Origin of the sequence: Ferruginibacter sp. SUN002 (assembly GCF_050611725.1) — a bacterium.
Classification (GTDB): Bacteria; Bacteroidota; Bacteroidia; order Chitinophagales; family Chitinophagaceae; genus Ferruginibacter.
In genome coordinates this window covers 159,884-179,924 of the sequence record NZ_JBODJB010000001.1, presented here as the reverse complement: position 1 = coordinate 179,924, position 20,041 = coordinate 159,884, and the positions used below count along the sequence as shown (strand labels likewise).

At 36.5% G+C, this 20,041-nt stretch carries 18 protein-coding genes; 6 read left to right on the top strand and 12 right to left on the bottom strand.

Translation table 11 applies throughout. The features are described 5' to 3' along the window. Positions 1 to 7: 7 nt before the first annotated feature. The 4 genes from ACQ33O_RS00760 to ACQ33O_RS00745 all read right to left on the bottom strand — a co-directional run bounded on the left by ACQ33O_RS00760 (position 8) and on the right by ACQ33O_RS00745 (position 3,739). Positions 8 to 2,110 (bottom strand): hypothetical protein, encoded by a 2,103-nt coding sequence (locus ACQ33O_RS00760; RefSeq protein WP_430993632.1) that lies wholly within the window; start codon positions 2,108 to 2,110, stop codon positions 8 to 10. Continuing rightward, complete coding sequence (locus ACQ33O_RS00755; protein WP_430993631.1) at positions 2,107 to 2,778, bottom strand: hypothetical protein; 672 nt, start codon at positions 2,776 to 2,778, stop codon at positions 2,107 to 2,109. Before ACQ33O_RS00755 ends, ACQ33O_RS00760 begins: the two co-directional genes overlap by 4 nt. An 88-nt stretch (positions 2,779 to 2,866) precedes the next feature. After that, entirely contained in the window at positions 2,867 to 3,169 is a 303-nt protein-coding gene (locus tag ACQ33O_RS00750; protein WP_430993630.1) for a hypothetical protein, read from the bottom strand. Positions 3,170 to 3,292: 123 nt separating this feature from the next. Next, positions 3,293 to 3,739 carry a DoxX family protein gene (locus ACQ33O_RS00745; protein ID WP_430993629.1) on the bottom strand — a complete coding sequence of 149 codons (447 nt, stop codon included), beginning with the start codon at positions 3,737 to 3,739 and terminating at the stop codon, positions 3,293 to 3,295. Between the two features lie 122 nt (positions 3,740 to 3,861). Between ACQ33O_RS00745 and ACQ33O_RS00740 the strand changes: the two genes are divergently transcribed. Further along, positions 3,862 to 4,206 (top strand): winged helix-turn-helix transcriptional regulator, encoded by a 345-nt coding sequence (locus tag ACQ33O_RS00740; protein WP_430993628.1) that lies wholly within the window; start codon positions 3,862 to 3,864, stop codon positions 4,204 to 4,206. Here ACQ33O_RS00740 and ACQ33O_RS00735 read toward each other — a convergent pair whose 3' ends face one another. The 8 genes from ACQ33O_RS00735 to secA form a co-directional block, all read right to left on the bottom strand. Beyond that, positions 4,207 to 5,397, bottom strand: a complete 1,191-nt coding sequence (locus tag ACQ33O_RS00735; RefSeq protein WP_430993627.1) for a M20 metallopeptidase family protein — start codon at positions 5,395 to 5,397, stop codon at positions 4,207 to 4,209. 16 nt (positions 5,398 to 5,413) lie between these two features. Then, positions 5,414 to 5,881 carry a hypothetical protein gene (locus ACQ33O_RS00730; protein WP_430993626.1) on the bottom strand — a complete coding sequence of 156 codons (468 nt, stop codon included), beginning with the start codon at positions 5,879 to 5,881 and terminating at the stop codon, positions 5,414 to 5,416. 12 nt (positions 5,882 to 5,893) lie between these two features. Then, positions 5,894 to 6,802: an aldehyde dehydrogenase family protein gene (locus ACQ33O_RS00725; protein ID WP_430993625.1), complete on the bottom strand. Its 909-nt coding sequence runs from the start codon at positions 6,800 to 6,802 to the stop codon at positions 5,894 to 5,896. Positions 6,803 to 6,932: 130 nt separating this feature from the next. Further along, positions 6,933 to 7,334 (bottom strand): four helix bundle protein, encoded by a 402-nt coding sequence (locus tag ACQ33O_RS00720; protein ID WP_430993624.1) that lies wholly within the window; start codon positions 7,332 to 7,334, stop codon positions 6,933 to 6,935. A 179-nt stretch (positions 7,335 to 7,513) separates the two neighbouring features. Beyond that, positions 7,514 to 8,995 (bottom strand): aldehyde dehydrogenase family protein, encoded by a 1,482-nt coding sequence (locus tag ACQ33O_RS00715; protein WP_430993623.1) that lies wholly within the window; start codon positions 8,993 to 8,995, stop codon positions 7,514 to 7,516. Between the two features lie 99 nt (positions 8,996 to 9,094). Then, positions 9,095 to 10,018, bottom strand: a complete 924-nt coding sequence (deoC, locus tag ACQ33O_RS00710; RefSeq protein ID WP_430993622.1) for a deoxyribose-phosphate aldolase — start codon at positions 10,016 to 10,018, stop codon at positions 9,095 to 9,097. Positions 10,019 to 10,208: 190 nt separating this feature from the next. Next, on the bottom strand, positions 10,209 to 10,679 hold the full coding sequence (locus ACQ33O_RS00705; RefSeq protein WP_430993621.1) for a hypothetical protein: 471 nt from the start codon (positions 10,677 to 10,679) through the stop codon (positions 10,209 to 10,211). Positions 10,680 to 10,861: 182 nt separating this feature from the next. Next, positions 10,862 to 14,191 carry a preprotein translocase subunit SecA gene (gene secA, locus ACQ33O_RS00700; protein WP_430993620.1) on the bottom strand — a complete coding sequence of 1,110 codons (3,330 nt, stop codon included), beginning with the start codon at positions 14,189 to 14,191 and terminating at the stop codon, positions 10,862 to 10,864. A 231-nt stretch (positions 14,192 to 14,422) separates the two neighbouring features. Here secA and ACQ33O_RS00695 point away from each other — a divergent pair, with 231 nt between their 5' ends. The 5 genes from ACQ33O_RS00695 to ACQ33O_RS00675 all read left to right on the top strand — a co-directional run bounded on the left by ACQ33O_RS00695 (position 14,423) and on the right by ACQ33O_RS00675 (position 20,032). Next, complete coding sequence (locus ACQ33O_RS00695) at positions 14,423 to 15,139, top strand: hypothetical protein (protein ID WP_430993619.1); 717 nt, start codon at positions 14,423 to 14,425, stop codon at positions 15,137 to 15,139. A 101-nt stretch (positions 15,140 to 15,240) separates the two neighbouring features. Next, positions 15,241 to 16,122, top strand: coding sequence for an ATP synthase F1 subunit gamma (gene atpG / locus ACQ33O_RS00690; protein WP_430993618.1), 882 nt, complete (start codon positions 15,241 to 15,243; stop codon positions 16,120 to 16,122). 95 nt (positions 16,123 to 16,217) lie between these two features. After that, positions 16,218 to 16,964, top strand: coding sequence for an SMC-Scp complex subunit ScpB (gene scpB / locus ACQ33O_RS00685; RefSeq protein ID WP_430993617.1), 747 nt, complete (start codon positions 16,218 to 16,220; stop codon positions 16,962 to 16,964). A 95-nt stretch (positions 16,965 to 17,059) separates the two neighbouring features. Then, on the top strand, positions 17,060 to 18,271 hold the full coding sequence (gene lysA, locus ACQ33O_RS00680; protein WP_430993616.1) for a diaminopimelate decarboxylase: 1,212 nt from the start codon (positions 17,060 to 17,062) through the stop codon (positions 18,269 to 18,271). A 195-nt stretch (positions 18,272 to 18,466) separates the two neighbouring features. Next, positions 18,467 to 20,032, top strand: a complete 1,566-nt coding sequence (locus ACQ33O_RS00675; protein WP_430993615.1) for a C1 family peptidase — start codon at positions 18,467 to 18,469, stop codon at positions 20,030 to 20,032. Positions 20,033 to 20,041: the final 9 nt, after the last annotated feature.

Below are 20,041 nucleotides of genomic sequence, written 5' to 3'. Positions count from 1 at the left end.
CCGTTTTTTATTCTTTCTCGGACTCGTCCATTTGTATCAAGGTTTCCCAGAGGTTGAAAAGATATTCAAGACTGTTCTTATGTTTACCTGCGATGCTTAAAATAGTGTTAGATTGAATAGTGTCGTTTTTGATGCCACTTTCTATTGTAAGGGTGCCGGCATTTGCTTGTAGGTATTCAAGCATCTTTTTATTTCCTTCGTCCGACACACTTAGGGCACAATCTTTAAGAATGTCTTTAATGTTGAATTTGGCGGAGTAGTTATTGTTTAAGATCGATTCTTTAGAACTTGCATCGGCTGTAGTTTGAAGATTGTAATTTGGATTGGCTACAACTTCTTTTGAAGTGGTGATGATGCATTTACCGTCTCTCACCATGAAATACATTTTTTCAAAAAGATCTTTATCGTCCATTGTAAGTGTATAATAGTTTCCGGTTTTAGCATACTTGATCGTACTGTCTTCTAGTGTAATTGGGAGGTGAATCAATTTATTATAGATATTCTCGTTCCTTGTTTCAAATACCACTGTAAAATCAGGAGATGTTTCTACTTTTGTTTTTTCTATTTCTTTCTGAGTATAATTTTCTTTATCATATTCATATGTAATGTACTTAACCGTTCTTGGTTTTACTCCGTGTAAGATAAAAACAGCATTCCCGGTGATCATATCCGATACTCCCTTTTCATCAACACAGATCTCAAGAATATCAACATATGCATCCACAAAAGCATCATATTTTTTTCCATTGTACATGTTGGAGTAAAGTCTCTTAATAACAGTATAATAGTAGTGTGTTAAGTTTTCGGTATTAACCGACATAGATAAATACCCAAGATCTTTCGGACGAACATAGTTGGCAAGTGATGCACTTTGTTTGCTGTCTAATGAAGCTTTCAATAAGTTATTGCCTTTTTCATTAGCTGCATATCCAACCTGACTTATTCTGATACTGTCTTTTTCAAAATAAATATTAATGCCGGAGATGGTGCCGGGCCATCCATTCACATTGAACCTGTTATAACTATACCTTGAGTAAGAGTAAGGGTAGTACATTTTATTCCATAATTTATTTAGGAATCCTACTGAATCTACCCAAATACTTATATCTGCTTTATTATCGATCAAACTACTGAATGGTTTGCTGATTATTGCTGACTTAAAAGTTGTAGTTAAAATGTTTTGAGAAAGCGCCAATCGAACAGAATCGTTATAGATTTCAAGATCTTTATAAAATTTATCTCTAGCTAATCTGTCTTTTTTCTGCCACTCGGTTTCTTGGTATGGAACAGCGGCAACAACAGAGTCAACGGCAACATTCGAATATTCAACATCTTCACTGATTACAGGAGGTGTAAAGCGAATTTCATCCGGTGTTTTTACTTCTTCGTACTTGGCAACGGTATCCGCAACTGCCATTGCTGCGTCTGCATCTGCTGCTGCTTGTGCCGCCGCAGAATCTACCATTCTTGTGATTTCATCAACTGCAACTGATGTAGTGTCGATTTGCGCCATGGCTTCCACTAAAGCAATCGTTGAATCTTCATAAGGTTCTATAGCGCCAACGCCTTCGAACATTTTTGCTGTATCTACCGCCGCAGGTGCGTAATTATAATCTGAATAATCTGATTGATAATATTTGTAGCTTGAATAATCTGCGTTAATCAAAGTGGCTAAGTTTCCATTCCATCCAATAAAAGTAGAACTTGAAACAGCATAAAATTTATACCCGTTCTTTGTATCGAATGCTTTGGCAGGTTTATAATTTCTTTTTATAAGAGCACTGAATTTTGCTTCATCTTTAATACTGAATAGTGTAACTAGAAAACTTGAACTGTCTGTCGATACTACATATTGATATGCATCTTGCTGAAAGTTAATGCCAATGCTAGAAATTGGAGTCTTTCCGCTTAATCCTAAATTTTTAAAGAATTCTTTTTTTACTCTCTTATAGCTATCAAATTTATTAGCAGGAAGTTTTTGCAGCAGGTTAGCACCGGAATATTTTATTACAATATTTGCTTCGGCAGGAATTTTTGAAGCAAGGTTTTGGGCTTTTGCTGCATTGCTCATAAGAACGAGGCAAGTGATAGCAGTTAGAATTGATTTCATTCGTTGGTGAGATTTATTTTATTTTCAATTGATTTTTTTTCGGTAACAACATTCAATGCTGTTTCTTTTAACATCACAGCTTTTTTGCTGGGGGATATTTTAGCTCCTTTATTGCTCACAGTTTTTACATCTACATCAAATTTGTATATAGAAGTGTAATTAGCCGAGGAGAATATTTCCCTATCTGCACTGCTCATTTTGGAATAAATATCTTTTAAACCAAATTTATTTTTACGTTGAAAGGTATTTGTTTTGGCATCATAAGCGTAGTTGTCTGTCAAGGCATCGCCTGTTAGATTTTCTTTTTGTTTGATGGTTTTGATGGCTTTATTTAGTTGAGTGATATTTGAAAAATTGCAACTTACCGTCATGATATAATTATCAAAATCCATAGAGGTTTTTGCATTGGTAATACCTTCGGTTTTGCTGAGAAGTTTTTCTATTTCTTTGAGACGGGCTGTTATTTCCCATTTTTTTGGAACAGGACGACCATTTATTTTTTCCAGTTTCATTATTGAGTTGAGCTTTGTTTTGCTCTTACTCATATTCAATGTAAGTTGAAAATTACCGGAACCGTCTTTTTTGAGTTGAACCTGTTCAATTAATTCAAAACAACTTTGTAAAGTAAATGAGACAATAAGAAGGATCAGCAGATGTACTTTTTTCAAAACCCGTTATTTTGCAGCTAAGATACTATAAGGATCGAGATAAAAACATGCTGCCGTGCCGGTTAGTAGGGAAAAGATTTGCGAATTATCAAATTTTTAGCTTTTTCAGTATTTCGTTGGTCATTGAGTTATCCGATGAGTTCCCAAAACCCGTCACCAGTATTCCCTTTATACCCGATTTTGACTGAATGCCATAAACCGTAGCTTCGTCAGCCGGATCAGAATCTCCTTCATAACGGTAGATCTCAACAATATCGAATTCATCAGCACTGAATTTGTCCGTATCACAAACAATGCAATTTTCTTCCAGATTAAAATCCAGCGTATAACCTTGTTCTCTGAGCTGTTCAATTGCTTCAGTTACAGTTTCGTAATGATAGTGATTTTTCATTTTGTTGATTTACCTCTTCCAATTTACTGCTATTTTTTGTGAATTGGTAATTTGTTATTGCAATGCTGTGTTAAAAAATAGCCTGCTGAAGAAGCAGGCTATTGTATACTGTGTATTTATTTTTTAAGACAGAGAGAACTCAGGCTTGGTAATGCTTGGAGTGCTGGTTTGTTTAGTTGATCTGACAGCTACTTTAGCAACCTTTTGAATTTTACTTAGTTTGTATAGGTAGAAGTTAGAAACTGCCAGGATTGCCAGAAATATCATCGGGGTAATAATTGCAGAAGATGGATCGCCACTACTTGCATGAGCTATTGAAGCTGAAATGAATACGATGCCAAAACCTGCATAAGCCCATTCTTTTATTTTATTTGAAACTTGTGGAATCAATAAGATAGCCACACCTAAAATTTTTGCAATAGCTAACTCAATTCTGAAATAATCGGGAAAACCGAGATGTTTGAAAGCGCCAGCCATTTGAGGGTTTGAAAAATAATTGTACGCACTGAATAACATCATTAATCCGATGATACCTGTTGCTGACCAGTAAATAATTCTATCTTTTTTCATTTTCTTCTTTTTAAATAATAAATAATTTGTTTGACACTGCAAACTTATTTATATTTGCTTACTATTTGTAAGCAGTTACCTTTAAGTAACCAATTACCTGTAGGTAACCAAATTGAAATACAATGGAAAAGATGTGTCATTCAGATTGTCAGTCTTCTTTGCTTCCCATAAGGGATGCATTAGAAGTCATTAATGGTAAATGGAAGCTACAGATCATCGTTTCGCTTTCTTCGGGGAATAAGCGTTTTCGTGAAATTGAAAGAAGTATTCCCAACCTTACATCGAAAGTGTTGGCAAAAGAGTTAAAAGATCTGGAGATGCATCAACTGATCAAAAGAACGGTTTATGATACGTCGCCGGTTACTGTAGAATATGCATTGCTGCCTTATTCGAAAACTTTACACAAAGTAATAGAAGCGTTGAAGGATTGGGGAACGGCTCATCGAAAGAAAATTATGGGGAAATAATTACTCTGCATTCGTAGCACCAAATAAAGCCATCATACCCATGCCAATTTCTATAGCATTTTCATCAATATTAAAAGTAGGAGTATGTACTCCACTGCTGATGCCTTTCGCTTTATTGCCGGCACCTAATCTGAAAAAACATCCAGGTATTTTGTGAGAGTAGTAACCGAAATCTTCAGCACCCATTCTTAGCTCAGTCTCTTCTACATTATCTTTTCCGAGATATGCTTCTGCTTTAGATCTGGCACTTGCAGATAAAGCAACATCATTCAATACAAATGGATATCCAACATCAATTTTAATGTCAATCTGTCCGCCCATACTTTCAACCAATTCAGTTGCCTGTTTTTTGATGAGTTCATGAGCTTTAAAACGCCATTCTTCATTCATTGCCCTGAAAGTACCCATGATCTTTACTTCAGATGGAATGACGTTGGTGGTAGATCCTCCCTGTATAGAAGTGATACTTAATACTGACGGGTTAAAAGGATTATTATTTCTGCTTACAATTTGTTGCAGACCAATCACGAGATGAGATGTGATCAATAATGTATCAACTGTTAAATGTGGAGCAGCTGCATGACCGCCTTTTCCTTTTATGGTGATATAAATTTCGTCGGCGCTTGCCATTACCATTCCGCCTCTGAAACTAAGTCTGCCTGTTTCTAAACCGGGATGTACATGTAATGCAAAAATATTTTGTGGAGCAGGATTTTCGAGTACTCCTTCTTTAATTAATATGCTTGCACCTCCCGGATTTTTTTCTTCACCCGGTTGGAAGATCAATTTCACAGTACCTTCCCATTCATCTTTTGTTTCGCTTAGAATTTTAGCTGCACCAAGCAAACAAGTTGTATGTACATCATGTCCACAGGCATGCATGATGCCGGGCTTTGTAGATTTATATGTAACATCATTTTCTTCCGTGATTGGCAAGGCATCCATGTCGGCTCTTAATGCCACTACACGTTTGTCTGGATTCTTACCCTTAATAAGTCCTACAACACCTGTTGTAGCTTTTATTTCGAAAGGAACATTCAACTCAGTTAGCTTTTGTTGGATGAATGCAGATGTTTCAAACTCTTTATAACTTAACTCAGGGTTTGCATGCAGGTGATGACGAACAGCGATGAATTCATCTGCATATTTTTTAGAAAGCTCTTTTATTTTATTTTGTAGAGAATTGCTCACTATAGATTATTAATACTTACTGTTGGGTTTCTTTTTCTTTTGTGTTGTCGATCTTTATTTCTACCATCTCCGGAACAACATATATATTAGAGGTAACCAGTTTTGCTTTGGCTATATCATTTTTCATCTTTTCAGCATCCGTCTTTTCTAAAAAATTACCAAATTTCAATTTTAGATATGGTGCCTGAAAACTCATATATACTTTTTGATCGGGATAACGTTGTAATAATTGGGATCTTACTTTCATTGCAAAAGCCCTATCATTAGTACTTAATACCATCAACCTAAAGCCTTTCATTGCGTAGGTTCCATTTGGGAGCACATTCTTGTCGTTGAATTCAGCTTCTTTTTTTGCAAGTACATCTAATCTGCTGTCTTTAACAACAGTGACAGTGCCCATGCCTTCATCTGCAGTGATCAAGGTATCCTGAGAAAACACAGTAGAAGAAAACAATACTGCTACAATCAATAATCCGATTTTCATTTGAGTAGTTATTTAGTAACTGGCTTTTGCTCCTCCAATATTTTCTATCGGATGCCATGTTGTTTTTATTTCCTGCAAATCTGTGATAAAATATGGAGACTGACCGTTATCAGTTAGCCAATTTTTTTTATCGTATTGTAAAACACGTTTTACGTTAAGAGAAGCTTTTGTTTGTATCATCTTTTTTAACTCCTTGTCTTTTTCACAAAATACTACAGCATTTACATCCATATGATCTGCAAAGAAAGGAGCTAACTCACTTATTTTTCCGGTAAGAATATTCACTACACCACCCGGAAGATCAGATGAGTTCAACACTTCGGCAAATGTTACTGCACAAAGTGGCTTTGCATAAGATGCTAAAACAATGCATGTATTACCACCGGCAATGATTGGCGCAATGATTGATACCAAACCAAGCAAAGAAGTGTCTTGCGGAGCAATTGCTGCTACCACACCTGTAGGTTCCGGTACCGAAAAGTTAAAATGAGATGATGCCACCGGATTAACCGAACCAAATGATTGTTGAAATTTATCACACCAACCACTGTAATATATTAATCTGTCGATAGAAAGATTCACTTCTTTTTCAGCAGCAGCTTTTGTTACATCCTGTTTGATCAATTCATCGATGAATTGTGCTTTTCTGCCTTCCAGCATTTCTGCAATGCGATATAAGATTTGACCTCGATTAAATGCTGCTCTTGCACTCCAACCGCCAAATGCATTTCTACTGTTGCTTACAGCATCTCTGAAATCTTTACGGGAAGAAAGGCACATGTTTGCCAAGGGAGTTCCTTTAGCATTTGTTGCTACATAGTATCTTCCGGATTCTGTACGAGGGAATTGACCTCCAACGTATATTTTATATGTTTTTAAAACTTCCAATCTTGTTTCGTTTTCTTTTGTTATAGTTGCCATAGTACTTGTTTAATAAGTTTAAGAGGTTTAATAGGTTTAAGAGGTTGAATAGGTTTAAGCGGTTGAATAGGTTTAACAGGTTGAAGCAACTTTTGAAACTTCTTAAACCTATTAAACCTGTTAAACCATTCTACTCTGTTTTTGGTTTAAACTTAGTTCCTTTTATTGTTGTGTTTTCTAAATAATTTATAAATTTTTGTATCAGGCTATTTATTCTCATTGCATGCACTGATAACGATTCAAATTCATTTTGTTCTATAAAATTTCTATCTAAAGCTCTATATAATTGTGATCTTAATTCACCACAAGATGCTTTTGCTATAAATAAGAATTGTATAAATTCTTTATTTCCTCCCCTCTCAAATCCTTCAGCAATATTATCCATTATTGAGCCTGCTGAACCTTCTATTTGATTAATTAATCTAAAACTATTTTTAAATTTTCCTTTATCTATTAGATCTCCAATTGTTTTATTTAATGTTCTTGCCTCTTTCCAAGATAAAATATCTTCAAACCTATTTATTGTTGCCATAACTGAAGTTTAATAGGTTATAGAGGTTTAAAAAGTTAAAGAGGTTGCAAGCACAACAACTTTTTAACGTATTAAACCTTTTAAACTTCTTAAACCTTTTAAACCTTTTAAACTTCTTAAACCTTTTAAACCTTTTAAACGCATTCAACCTCTTCAACCTCTTAAACGTATTAAACGTATTAAACCAAATCAAGGTACGCTGCCAATCCATGTAAGCCACCTTCTCTACCATAACCACTTTCTTTATAACCACCGAATGGAGATGTAGGATCGAATTTGTTATATGTATTAGCCCAAACCACACCTGCTCTTAATTTAGTTGTAAGGTTAAATATTTTAGAACCTTTATCTGTCCATACACCGGCAGATAAACCAAATGGTGTATTGTTTGCTTTTTCAATTACTTCATCATCAGTTCTGAAAGATTGGATAGTTAATACTGGACCAAAAATTTCTTCCTGTGCAATTCTGTTGGATTGTGCAACATTGGTAAAGATGGTTGGTCTGCAGAAAAATCCTTTCTTAGGAATGCTGCAAGAAGACTGGAACATTTCCGCACCTTCTTTTTTACCGATAGCTAAATATTTTTCGATTGTGCCTAGTTGTTCTTTACTATTAATGGCACCAATATCTGTATTCTTATCCAATGGATCACCAACGATGAGTGTTTCCATTCTGTCTTTTAATTTTTGTACTACTTGTTTGAAAACAGATTCCTGTACAAACAAGCGACTACCGGCGCAACATACATGGCCCTGATTAAAGAAGATACCATTGATCACACCTTCAACAGCTTGATCAAGCGGAGCGTCATCGAAAATAATATTAGCGGCTTTACCACCTAATTCAAGCGTGGCTTTTTTGTCAGTACCTGCAATAGCACGTTGAATGATCTTACCTACATTGGTACTGCCGGTAAAGGCTATCTTATTTATATCTGGATGATTAACAATTGCAGCACCAGTATCTCCGGCACCGGTAATGATATTTACAACACCCGGTGGCAAATCAGCTTCCTGAATAATTTCAGCCAACTTTAAAGCTGTTAGGGGAGTGGTTTCTGCAGGTTTTAAGACAACGGTATTTCCTGTTGCTAAAGCGGGTGCAATTTTCCATGCAGCCATTAGTAATGGAAAATTCCATGGAATGATTTGCCCTGCAACACCAAGGGGTTGAGCTTTACGGTTTGGAAAAGCATATTCTAATTTATCAGCCCATCCTGCATAATAGAAGAAATGATTGGCAGCAGTTGGTACATCAAAATCTCTACTTTCTCTGATCGGTTTACCGCCATCTAATGTTTCGATGATCGCAAATTCTCTTGCTCTTTCCTGCACCATACGGGCAATTCTGTAAATATATTTTGCCCTTTCTTTTGCAGGCATTTTGCTCCATGTCTTATTGTAGGCATTTCTTGCAGCTACAACAGCTTTGTTTACATCTGTGGCATTGGCATCTGCAACACTTGATAATTTTTCTTCTGTTGCAGGGTTGATGGTATCAAAATATTTTTTTGACGAAGGCTTTTCAAATTTACCGTTGATGAATAGATCATATTGCGGATTTATTTTAGCAGCACTTTTGCTTTCAGGAGCCGGTGCCAGATTTCTAGCACTATCAAATTTTAATTTTATTGTATTGTTTTTAACTGCTTTTGCCATAAAACTTTTAAGTTTAATAAGTTTAAAAGGTTGAATAGGTTTAACAGGTTGAAGCAACTTTTTATACTTCTTAAATCTATTAAACTCTTTAAACCTTGGTTAATCTACTGAGAAATAATCTTTACCTTGATACACACCGGTCTTTTGTTTCATGATCTGCATCAGCACATCATTTGCTAAACTACTGGCACCAAATCTGAACCATTCGTTGTTCATCCATTCTTCTCCCAGTACTTCATTCAGCATTACGAGGTAATGCAATGCCAGCTTAGCTGTAGAGATACCTCCGGCAGGTTTCATGGCAATTCTTTTTCCCGTTTTATAATAAAAATCTCTGATAGCTTCTAACATTACTAATGTTACAGGCATAGTAGCTGCAGGAGAAATTTTTCCGGTAGATGTTTTGATGAAATCGGCACCGGCATACATTGCAATATCACTTGCTCTGCGGACTTTATCATAAGTGACCAACTCACCTGTTTCTAAAATTACTTTTAGTCTGGCAGTGCCGCAGGCTTCTTTGATAGCTGCAATTTCATCAAATACAAAATTGTATTCACCTTCTAAAAATTTACCACGACTGATCACCATATCAATTTCATCGGCGCCGTTTTCCACTGCAAACTTAGTGTCACGAATTTTTATATCTCTTGGAGCTTGTCCGCTTGGGAAGGCTGTTGATACTGCTGCAATTTTAACACCTGAATTGCCCAGCGCTTTTTTAGCAGTAGCTACCATTGATGGGTAAACGCAAACTGCAGCCACGGTTGGTAAACCAGGGAATGCATCGTGTAAATGCTGAGCTTTGTAGCACATTTGTTTTACTTTTCCTTGAGTATCTTTTCCTTCCAGTGTGGTAAGATCGATCATATTCAGGGTAAGTAACAAACCATTCATTTTGGTTTCGTTCTTAATACTACGTTTGGTAAAACGAGAAGCTCTTTCTTCAACACCTACTTGATCAATTCGTGGAGAACTGCCAAAATCGGGTAAATAACTAATTATCTTTTTTTCTGTTGCCATACAATCTTATTGTAAATATCAAATTTAGGGTTTTCTTTTACTTTTTCTGCAAAAAATGCAATAAATGATGGAACACGGATTACACTGATTTAACAGATCACACTGATTTTTTCTGTAAGTGAGGCTTTGGTAAGATTAAAAGAAGAGTGTTCCTTGCCATTAAGATCTGCAGACAAGTTGGATGCATTGGTTATTCTAGTAGACCAAATATCTTGTCTTGTAATAAGTGAAACCCATTCCACTTATTGTCGCAGTCGGTTTTTGTGATTTCTAAATCGCTTGTTTTTAATGTATAAAGTCCATACCTATGAAAAAATCCACAAAAGTTAATAGTAGATGGTAGATTGTCGAATTCTCTTTTAAATGAATTGAGTTCCTTGATATCTGATTCAAATAGCCACACATTTTTACAAAGCATATATTTTATTGTGTCAGTTAACCACCTCATTGTATCCGAGCCTGTACAAATTAGATTTTCGCAGAAAAGAGAACATTCATAAGTGGTATCATTTTGTTTGATCTCTATCTTTTTCCTATTCGAATACCTATGTCCAACATCAGCATATATGATAGCAAGTGTATCGTTTTTTTTAGTTTGTGAAACGCTTTCTCCAAAAACAAAAAATAATATTCCTAAAAGAAAGATGAATCGAAGTTTCATACAAATAAATTGGCGGTATGTAAATGTATAATATAGGAACTCTTTGAGGGACGAACTGTTTAAACATTAAGATAGATTTATGTATTTGTATTAAAGCTGTTATATCACGTTACCAAGTGTAACTCTAAAAAGAATAGCCCCTAACTTAGTTAGGGGCTATTCTTTTTATTTAATAATCATATCTATGCTTCTTTTCCGTGGCATTGCTTATATTTTTTTCCACTACCGCAAGGGCAGGGCTCATTTCTGCCCGGCATTTTATCAACCCTGATCGGTTCGCTTTTTTTGATTGGATCAGAAGGATCATAATAATCCTTTTCATTTGCCGCATAACTATCGCCGGCTGCATCTATCTCAGCTTTGTTGATATTCATTTTGCTCATGTCCGTCTTTTGCTCTCTGCCTTCTTTGATCTGACCTGCATTGGTTTGTTCCATCGGAATATTGCAATGACATAAGAAACTAACAATATCTTTATTTACCTGATCATCCATTTGTTTAAAAGCATTGAACGCCTCTATCTTATAAATAACCAAAGGATCTTTTTGTTCATAACCTGCGGTTTGAACGCTATGACGCAGATCGTCCATCGCTCTTAAATGTTCTTTCCATGCATCATCTATCAACCCTAATGTAATGCTACGTTCCAAGGCATTGGTTAATTCGGCACCTTCGGTAGCAATTGTTTTATCCAGATTTGCTAAGGCCTGCATTGACTTTTTACCGTCGGTAAACGGCACAGCAACATTTTCAATATGATTTCCTTGTTCCTTCCGGATATTTTTAATGATCGGGTAAGTTTGCTCTGCAATTGCCTTAACCTTTCTATTATAATTCGCTTTTGCTTCGCTGTATAATTTCTCCGATACAGTTGGAATATCACCTTTTTCTAATTCTTCAGGAGTAACGGTTGTGTCGATACCAAAATTCATAATGACCGCTAGTTTAAAATCATCATAACCTTCAGACATTCTAAAAGATTCGATTAGATCTTTAGATACAGAATAGAATGCATTGTCAAGATCAAGTGCAAGACGTTCTCCAAACAATGCATGGTTACGTTTACTATACACCACATTACGTTGTTTGTTCATTACATCATCGTACTCTAGCAATCTTTTACGGATGCCGAAGTTATTTTCTTCAACTTTTTTCTGCGCTCTTTCAATAGATTTAGAGATCATGCTATGCTGGATCACTTCGCCTTCTTTGTAACCCATTCTATCCATTAAAGAAGCAATACGTTCACTGCCGAACATACGCATCAGATCATCTTCAAGACTCACAAAAAATTGCGTACTACCCGGATCCCCCTGACGACCGGCACGACCACGAAGCTGTCTATCTACACGACGGCTTTCATGTCTTTCTGTACCAAGAATGGCTAAACCACCGGCATCTTTAACGCCGGGGCCTAATTTAATATCCGTACCACGACCGGCCATGTTGGTAGCAATGGTAACTGCGCCGGCAAGTCCTGCTTCAGCAACCACTTGTGCCTCTTTGGCATGTTGTTTCGCATTCAATACATTATGAGGAATGTTTTTTTGCTTTAACATCCTGCTCAATAATTCGCTCACTTCAACCGAAGTAGTACCAACCAATGATGGTCTACCGGCAAGGCGTAAACGCTCAATATCTTCAATAACCGCTTTGTATTTCTCTCTCTTTGTTTTGTAAACAAGATCCTGATGATCTTTTCTGATAGCAGGAATATTTGTTGGGATGGTTACCACATCTAATTTGTAGATGTCCCACAATTCAGCAGCTTCAGTTTCGGCAGTACCCGTCATACCGCAAAGCTTATGGTACATACGGAAATAGTTTTGCAAGGTTACAGTTGCATAGGTTTGTGTAGATGCTTCGATCTTTACATTTTCCTTTGCTTCAATGGCCTGATGCAAACCATCGCTATATCGGCGTCCATCTAGGATACGACCCGTTTGTTCATCTACTATCTTTACGGCACCATCCATTACCACGTATTCGATATCCTTATCAAATAAAGTGTAAGCTTTTAGTAATTGTTGTACCGTATGAATACGATCTGCTTTTAAAGAATATTCATTCAATAAAATTTCTTTGCTATGTAATTTTTCTTCTGCACTTAAATTCGCTTTTTCTATGTCGGCTAATTTAGTAGCGATATCAGGAAGAATAAAGAATTCTGTATCCTCACCAGCTCTGGTGATTAGGTTAATACCTTTATCCGTCAAATCAACCTGATTGTTTTTTTCATCAATGTGAAAGAATAATTCTTCATCAACAACAGGCATTTGTTTTTGCTGATCAGCTAAATAATAGTTTTCGCTTTTTTGTAATTTCACCCTCATGCCCGGTTCACTTAAGAATTTGATCAAGGCGCTATTCTTAGGTAAACCACGATGAGCTCTCATTAAAGCAAGGCCTCCGTCTTTAGGATCGTCATTGCCTTCGGCAATTTTCTTTTTTGCTTCAATTAAGAATTGATTGATAGCTTTTTTCTGAGCTTCTACTAATTTTTCGATACGTGGTTTAAGATCAAAAAATTGTTGCGTATTATCGCTGTGGCCAACGGGGCCGCTGATGATTAAAGGCGTACGGGCATCATCGATCAAAACGCTATCCACCTCATCCACCATTGCAAAATGATGTTTGCGTTGTACCATTTCATCCGGGCTATGCACCATGTTATCTCTCAAATAATCGAAGCCAAATTCATTATTTGTACCATAAGTAATGTCGGCATTGTAAGCTGCTCTACGAGCATCGCTGTTAGGTTCATGTTTATCAATACAATCAACTGTGATACCCAACCATTCAAAGATTGGTCCGTTCCATTCACTATCCCTTCTTGCCAGATAATCATTCACTGTAACAATGTGTACACCTTCACCGGCCAATGCATTTAAATAAGCAGGTAATGTACTCACAAGCGTTTTACCTTCACCGGTAGCCATCTCAGCAATTTTACCGGAGTGTAATACTGCACCACCGATCAACTGTACATCGTAGTGTTGCATGTTCCAGGTAACTTCTCCACCGGCAGCTAACCAGGTGTTTTTATAAATGGATTTATCACCTTGTATGGAGATGTGTTGTTTCTTTACAGCAAGTGTTTTATCTAGTTCAGTAGCCGTAGCTTCTATTGTTGTGTTTTCTTTAAAACGGCGGGCAGTTTCTTTTACAACTGCAAATGCTTCGGGTAAAATTTCATTCAGGATCTGCTCAATTTGTGTATCCTTTTCTTTTTTCAGTTTATCAATTTCCTGATAAATAAGGTCCTTAGCGTTGATATCTTCTACAGGTAAATTTTCAGCCTCATGTTGTTTGTTGGCAATTTCAGTTTCGATATTGCTTAAGTGGCTTTTGATACGACTGCGGAACTCTCCGGTCTTGCCTCTTAACTGATCGTTGGAAAGCGATTGATATTGAGAAAAAAAGTTGTTGATGATCGCAACTTGTGGACTGATCTTTTTTACGTCCTTTTCACTTTTGCTGCCACCAAATAGTTTTGATAAAAAGCCTGCCATACATTCAGTATTATTGGGTATTGTATATAAATATTTAATTCGTTTAATTGCATTGTCAAATTTGATGCTTAAAAATTAATGTGGTCAAATTGACAGAGCAAAGCCTTTTACGGGGCAGCAAAGGTAAGGAATAGTTGGTGTTTTTACCTTTAATACTGTATCGTTTAGCGGTTTATGCTTTTGTTAACTAACTTTTTATAGATCCGGATATAAAACAGTAAAATCTCTATTATGAAACATAGCAAAATTCTTCAGATCGCTCTTTTTACAAGTATTATTATTGGATTTACAAAATGCTCAAGCAGTGAGATCGGCAACAGTAAAGATGTGGCTCAGGATAAGATCTATCAATCTTACAGTATCAATTATACCGAAGGGGAAAAGGATTTTACAGCCTGGGCACAGTTTCGTTTTGCAGGAAGTAAAGGAACAACTTTAGAACTTTCGGATCCCTCATATGTACAATTCGATCAGCAACGTATAAAAGTGGATAGCAGCAAGTATTCCGGAGCATATTATGAGCATAAACAAGATGCAGGTTTGATGTTGTCTAGTCATAGCTTTGTTTTCTACGATATCAATAAGAAAGCCTATGAAAATGGTTTTTTTATGAACGAATTCAAGTTGAAAGATGTACCTGCTTCAGCACCAAAAGATCAGCCATTGCTTATTCAGTATGCATTTGAGCCGGCTCTTGAGCTAAAAGGAGATGATTATATCAGGCTATATGCCACTGATACAGATAGCACATTCAGCATAACCGTAAACGCCACAGATTCTGCCAATAAAATTATCGTTCCGGTATCGGAATTAAAGCGTCAAAAGGGAAAAGAATTAACCCTGAATGCAAAGCTTTTCCGTACAGTTCCTTTAAAACAGACCACCCCCGAAGGCGGACAAATGGAAATTCAGTATGCTTTAAAACCCGTAAAGATCAAACTGAAATAAACTTATTGTCAACATTTGACCGCTTTATCCCCTTTTTTTACATATTTTGCCCTACTTTTGCAGCCCGAAAGTGAATATTAATTTTTTAATCGGTTTTAGATATGTCAGGTGCATTAAAAGAAGTACGTAACAGAATTAAGAGTGTACAAAGTACTCAACAGATTACCAAGGCAATGAAAATGGTAAGTGCGGCTAAATTGCGTAGAGCTCAGGATGCCATTACGCAAATGCGTCCATACGCTCAAAAATTGCAGGAAATGCTGAGTAATATTGTAAGCAGCGGAGATGGAAATCTGAATATTGCTTTAGGTGCAGAAAGACCGGTTGAAAAAGTATTGATCATTGTAGTTACCAGTGATAGAGGTTTGTGTGGTGGATATAATAGTAACCTGATCAAATTAGCCAAACAAACCATTAAGGATAAATATGCTGCTCAACATGCAAAAGGTAATGTGCAGATATTACCCATAGGTAAAAAAGGGTTCGAACATTTTACTAAAAACGGTTTTAAAGTAGTTCCTCAATTTTGGGAGATCTTTACCGGTCTTAGTTTTGATAAAGTACAAACAGCGGCTAAATATGCAATGAGTGCTTTTGCAAACAAAGAAGTAGATGCGGTGGAGTTGATATATAGTGAATTTAAAAATGCAGCTACGCAAGTATTTGTTGCAGAACAATTTTTACCGGTGCCAAAAGTTGCTCAGGTAGCAGGGCAAAAACAATCTGATTTTATCTTTGAACCAGGTAAGGATGTATTGGTAGCTGAATTGATGCCAAAGATCTTAAACACTCAATTATTCAAAGCGGTTTTAGATGCGAACGCAAGTGAGCATGGTGCTAGGATGACTGCAATGGATAAAGCGAGTGATAATGCAAATGAATTGTTGAAATCGCTGAAGATCAGTTATAACAGAGCTAGACAAGCAGCTATTACAACTGAGTTGACAGAGATTGTGAGTGGAGCAGCAGCATTAAATGGTTAAATGAGTTAACAGGTTCAATAGGTTTAAGAAGTTACAAATGTTCTTCTAACACCTATTAAACCTCTTCAATTTATTAAACCTATTAAACTTATTAAATGGAACTTTCTCAAATTATACCACATATTGAAGCCTTGATATTTGCAAGTGATAAACCATTGGTGAATACCGAATTGGTTGAATTGCTGAATAATGCAATGGGTTTTATTGAAGATAGAGCAACCATCGAACAGGTGGATGCTGCTATTAATGGGATACAGGAAAAATATGCTGCAGAGTTTTATGCATTTGAATTAAAACAAAGCGGCGGTGGATGGCAGTTCCTTACAAAGAAAGAATATCATAAAACGGTTGCTCAATTAAATGGAGATAAGTTTTTAAAACGCCTTTCTATTGCGGCTTTGGAAACACTTGCTATTATTGCGTACAAACAACCGATCACTAAAAGTGAGATTGAATCTATTAGAGGAGTGAATTGTGATTATGCAGTACAAAAATTATTGGAAAAAGACCTGATCATCATCACCGGAAGAAATGAAGAGGCGGTAGGAAAACCATTGATCTATGGTACTTCAAAATCTTTCATGGATTATTTTGGTATCAATTCTACAGATGATCTGCCGAAGATCAGCGAAGTGTTGATGGAAGAATTAGTGCAGGCTACGATGGTGAATCATGGTGCTGTTGAAGAGATCATGGTGAATGAAACAACAGAAGAGCCAACAGAAGAAAGTATCATTGAATCTGTAGAAAATGCAGACGTGGTTTTAGCAGTAACAACTGAAGGCGAAATTGTGGAAGATAAACAGATAAAGGAAAAGGAAGACGATACGTCCGAATCATAGACTTATGTATATAACTAATTAACTAAGGTATGAAACGGAAACATTTCATACCTTTTTTATTGATCAAAAAATAACAACCTAACAATTAAAACAAAATGTCAAAAAAATTAACGCATCAACAATTGATTGAGATCGCTAACGAGTTTGGAACCCCTGTGTATGTATATCATGCAGAAAAGATTGGAGAACAATACAATAAACTGAAGAAGGCATTTAAAGGTTGTGACGCACATTTTTTTTATGCTTGTAAATCTTTAACCAATATCAATGTTTTAAAATACATTCAAACACTTGGTGCATCGCTTGATTGTGTAAGCATCAATGAAGTTAAGCTTGGATTGATGGCAGGTTTTAATAAAGATAATATCCTGTACACACCTAACTGTGTTGACTTTGATGAGATCGTTGAAGCGAAAGAATTAGGGGTACACATCAATATCGATAACATATCTATTTTAGAACAGTTTGGGAATAAATTCGGAAACAGCTATCCGGTGTGTATTCGTTTAAATCCGCATATCATGGCGGGTGGTAATTACAAAATCAGTACAGGACATATTGATAGTAAATTCGGTATTTCAGTGCATCAGATGAGGCATATTGAAAGGATCGTAAAAACAACCAATATTAATGTGAATGGTATTCATATGCATACCGGTAGTGAGATCAAAGACATCAATGTTTTTCTGGAAGGGCTGGAAGTGATGTTCAGTATTGCAGAACATTTTCCTGATCTGAAATTTATTGATCTGGGCAGTGGTTTTAAAGTGCCATATCAACCCGGAGATGCAGAAACGGATGTAAATACTTTAGGAGAAAAAGTTTCAGTGGCATTAGCTGAGTACGAAAAAGAATCGGGCAGAAAATTACAAATATGGTTTGAGCCGGGTAAATATCTTGTTAGTCAATGTGGTTATTTGATCACAAAGACTAACGTTATCAAACAAACGCCGGCTGCACTTTTTGCAGGTGTGAATAGTGGGTTCAATCATTTGATCCGTCCAATGATGTACGATGCCTATCATCATATTGAAAATATCAGCAATGCAGGTGGGGCAGAAAGGATCTATACTGTAGTAGGTAATATATGTGAGACGGACACTTTTGCATGGGATAGAAAATTAAATGAAGTACGTGAAGGAGATTTCTTAGTTTTCTATAACGCAGGAGCTTACGGGTTTGAAATGTCGTCTAACTTCAATTCCAGATTAAAACCTGCAGAAGTCCTGGTGATCGATGGTAAGGCAAAACTCATTCGTAAAAGAGATGTGTTTGAAGACCTATTAAAAAATCAGGTTGTTGATTGATCATTTAGGTATAAAGAGTTAAATAGCTTCAAGCCACAAGACCCAAGGGACAAGTACACTGGTTAAAATGTTTTTTTATATCAGCAGACTAGTCTCTTGGGTCTTGTGGCTTGTGTCTTTTCGCAAAATTTGTATATCTTATATTACGAAATCTTACTATTTTTAATATCCGTTTATTAACTAAAATTATTTGTTATGCCTTTAGAAATGGTGGACGATCCACAAGACAAAAACGACTACAATGAAAATACGGATAACAACTCCGGCGGTGGTGGTAGAGGCGGTTTTCCGGGAGGAGGGTTGTTGAATTTTTTACCATTGCTCTTTAGTTTGTTTAAGGGTGGTAAGGGAATGCTATTGCTCTTACTGATCGTTGGAGGCGGATATTTTTTAATGCAGAATAAATCCTGTTCAGGGCTAACAGATACGATCTCTCAATTTACAAAAGGCGGTTTGCTCGACGTTAACAAGTTTAAGCAAGCGGATGTATATGAAGGACTGGAAGATGATAAAGGAAAAAATCCTTTACCTGAAAGCGTTTCGTTGGAAAGATTTGCACCGCAAAGATTAAATCAGGGAAAACAGGGAAGTTGTGTTGCTTGGAGTAGTGCTTATGCGGCAAGAACTATTATAGAAAGTTCGAGTACATCGCAAAATCCTAATGAAGTTGCATATAGTCCGGCATTTTTATACAATCAAATTGGTTTGGATGGTTGCCAGGGATCGTACATTATTAAAGCAATGGAATTCATGACCAATAAAGGGTCTGTTCCTTTCAATCAATTTCCTTACGATGAAAATGATTGTCAAAGAGGAGCTGGTACAAGTATATGGAACAATGCATCGCAAAATAAAATGCATGGCTTTAACAGATTAACAGAAGATGACGGTACCGCTTTAAGCATCCGATCTATTAAAGAGCATCTTGCAAAAGATGCACCGGTAGTAATTGGTATGATGGTTGGCGGAACGTTTATGCAGGATATGATCGGTCAAAAAGTATGGCATCCTACCGAAGAAGATAAAGACCAGGTAGGGTTTGGCGGTCATGCCATGTGTGTGATAGGATATGATGACAGATTGGAAGGTGGCGCTTTTCAAATAATGAATAGTTGGGGAACAGACTGGGGGCAAAACGGTATTGCATGGGTTCGTTATGCTGATTTTAAAGTTTTTGTAAGGGAGGCCTATGGGGTAGACCCTATGCCTAAACGTGGTGCTGCATTGAATGTAGATTTTGAATGTAATATCGGGCTGATCAATAATAGTAACAAACAAAACATTCCTTTAAAAGTGAGCAGTGGTAATACTTTCGTAACAACCACACCTGTTGCAAAAGGAACTCAATTTAAGATCGAAATAAAAAATGCGGTAGAGTGTTATATCTATTTATTTACTCCGAATGCGTCCGGCAGTAGTTTTGTATTGTTTCCGTACAACGAATCTCACTCGCCATATTGCGGTATTACCGGTACCAGATTATTTCCTCGTAAACAATCTATACGAGCAGATGAACTGGGCAATAAAGATTTTATGGGAGTAGTGGTAAGTAAAACAGCGCTGGATTATAATGCTATTAATGCTTCCATCAATGCCAGTAAACAATCGACTTTTGCAGGTAAACTAAATGAAGTGATCAATAGTGCCTCCATAAAAAATGTGAGGTATAATAGTACAACAAACGGTAGCATATATTTTAAAGCAGATGCTACAGAAAAAAATAATGTGGTTGGTTGTGTAGTGGAGATCGATAAGCAATAAGAATAATTT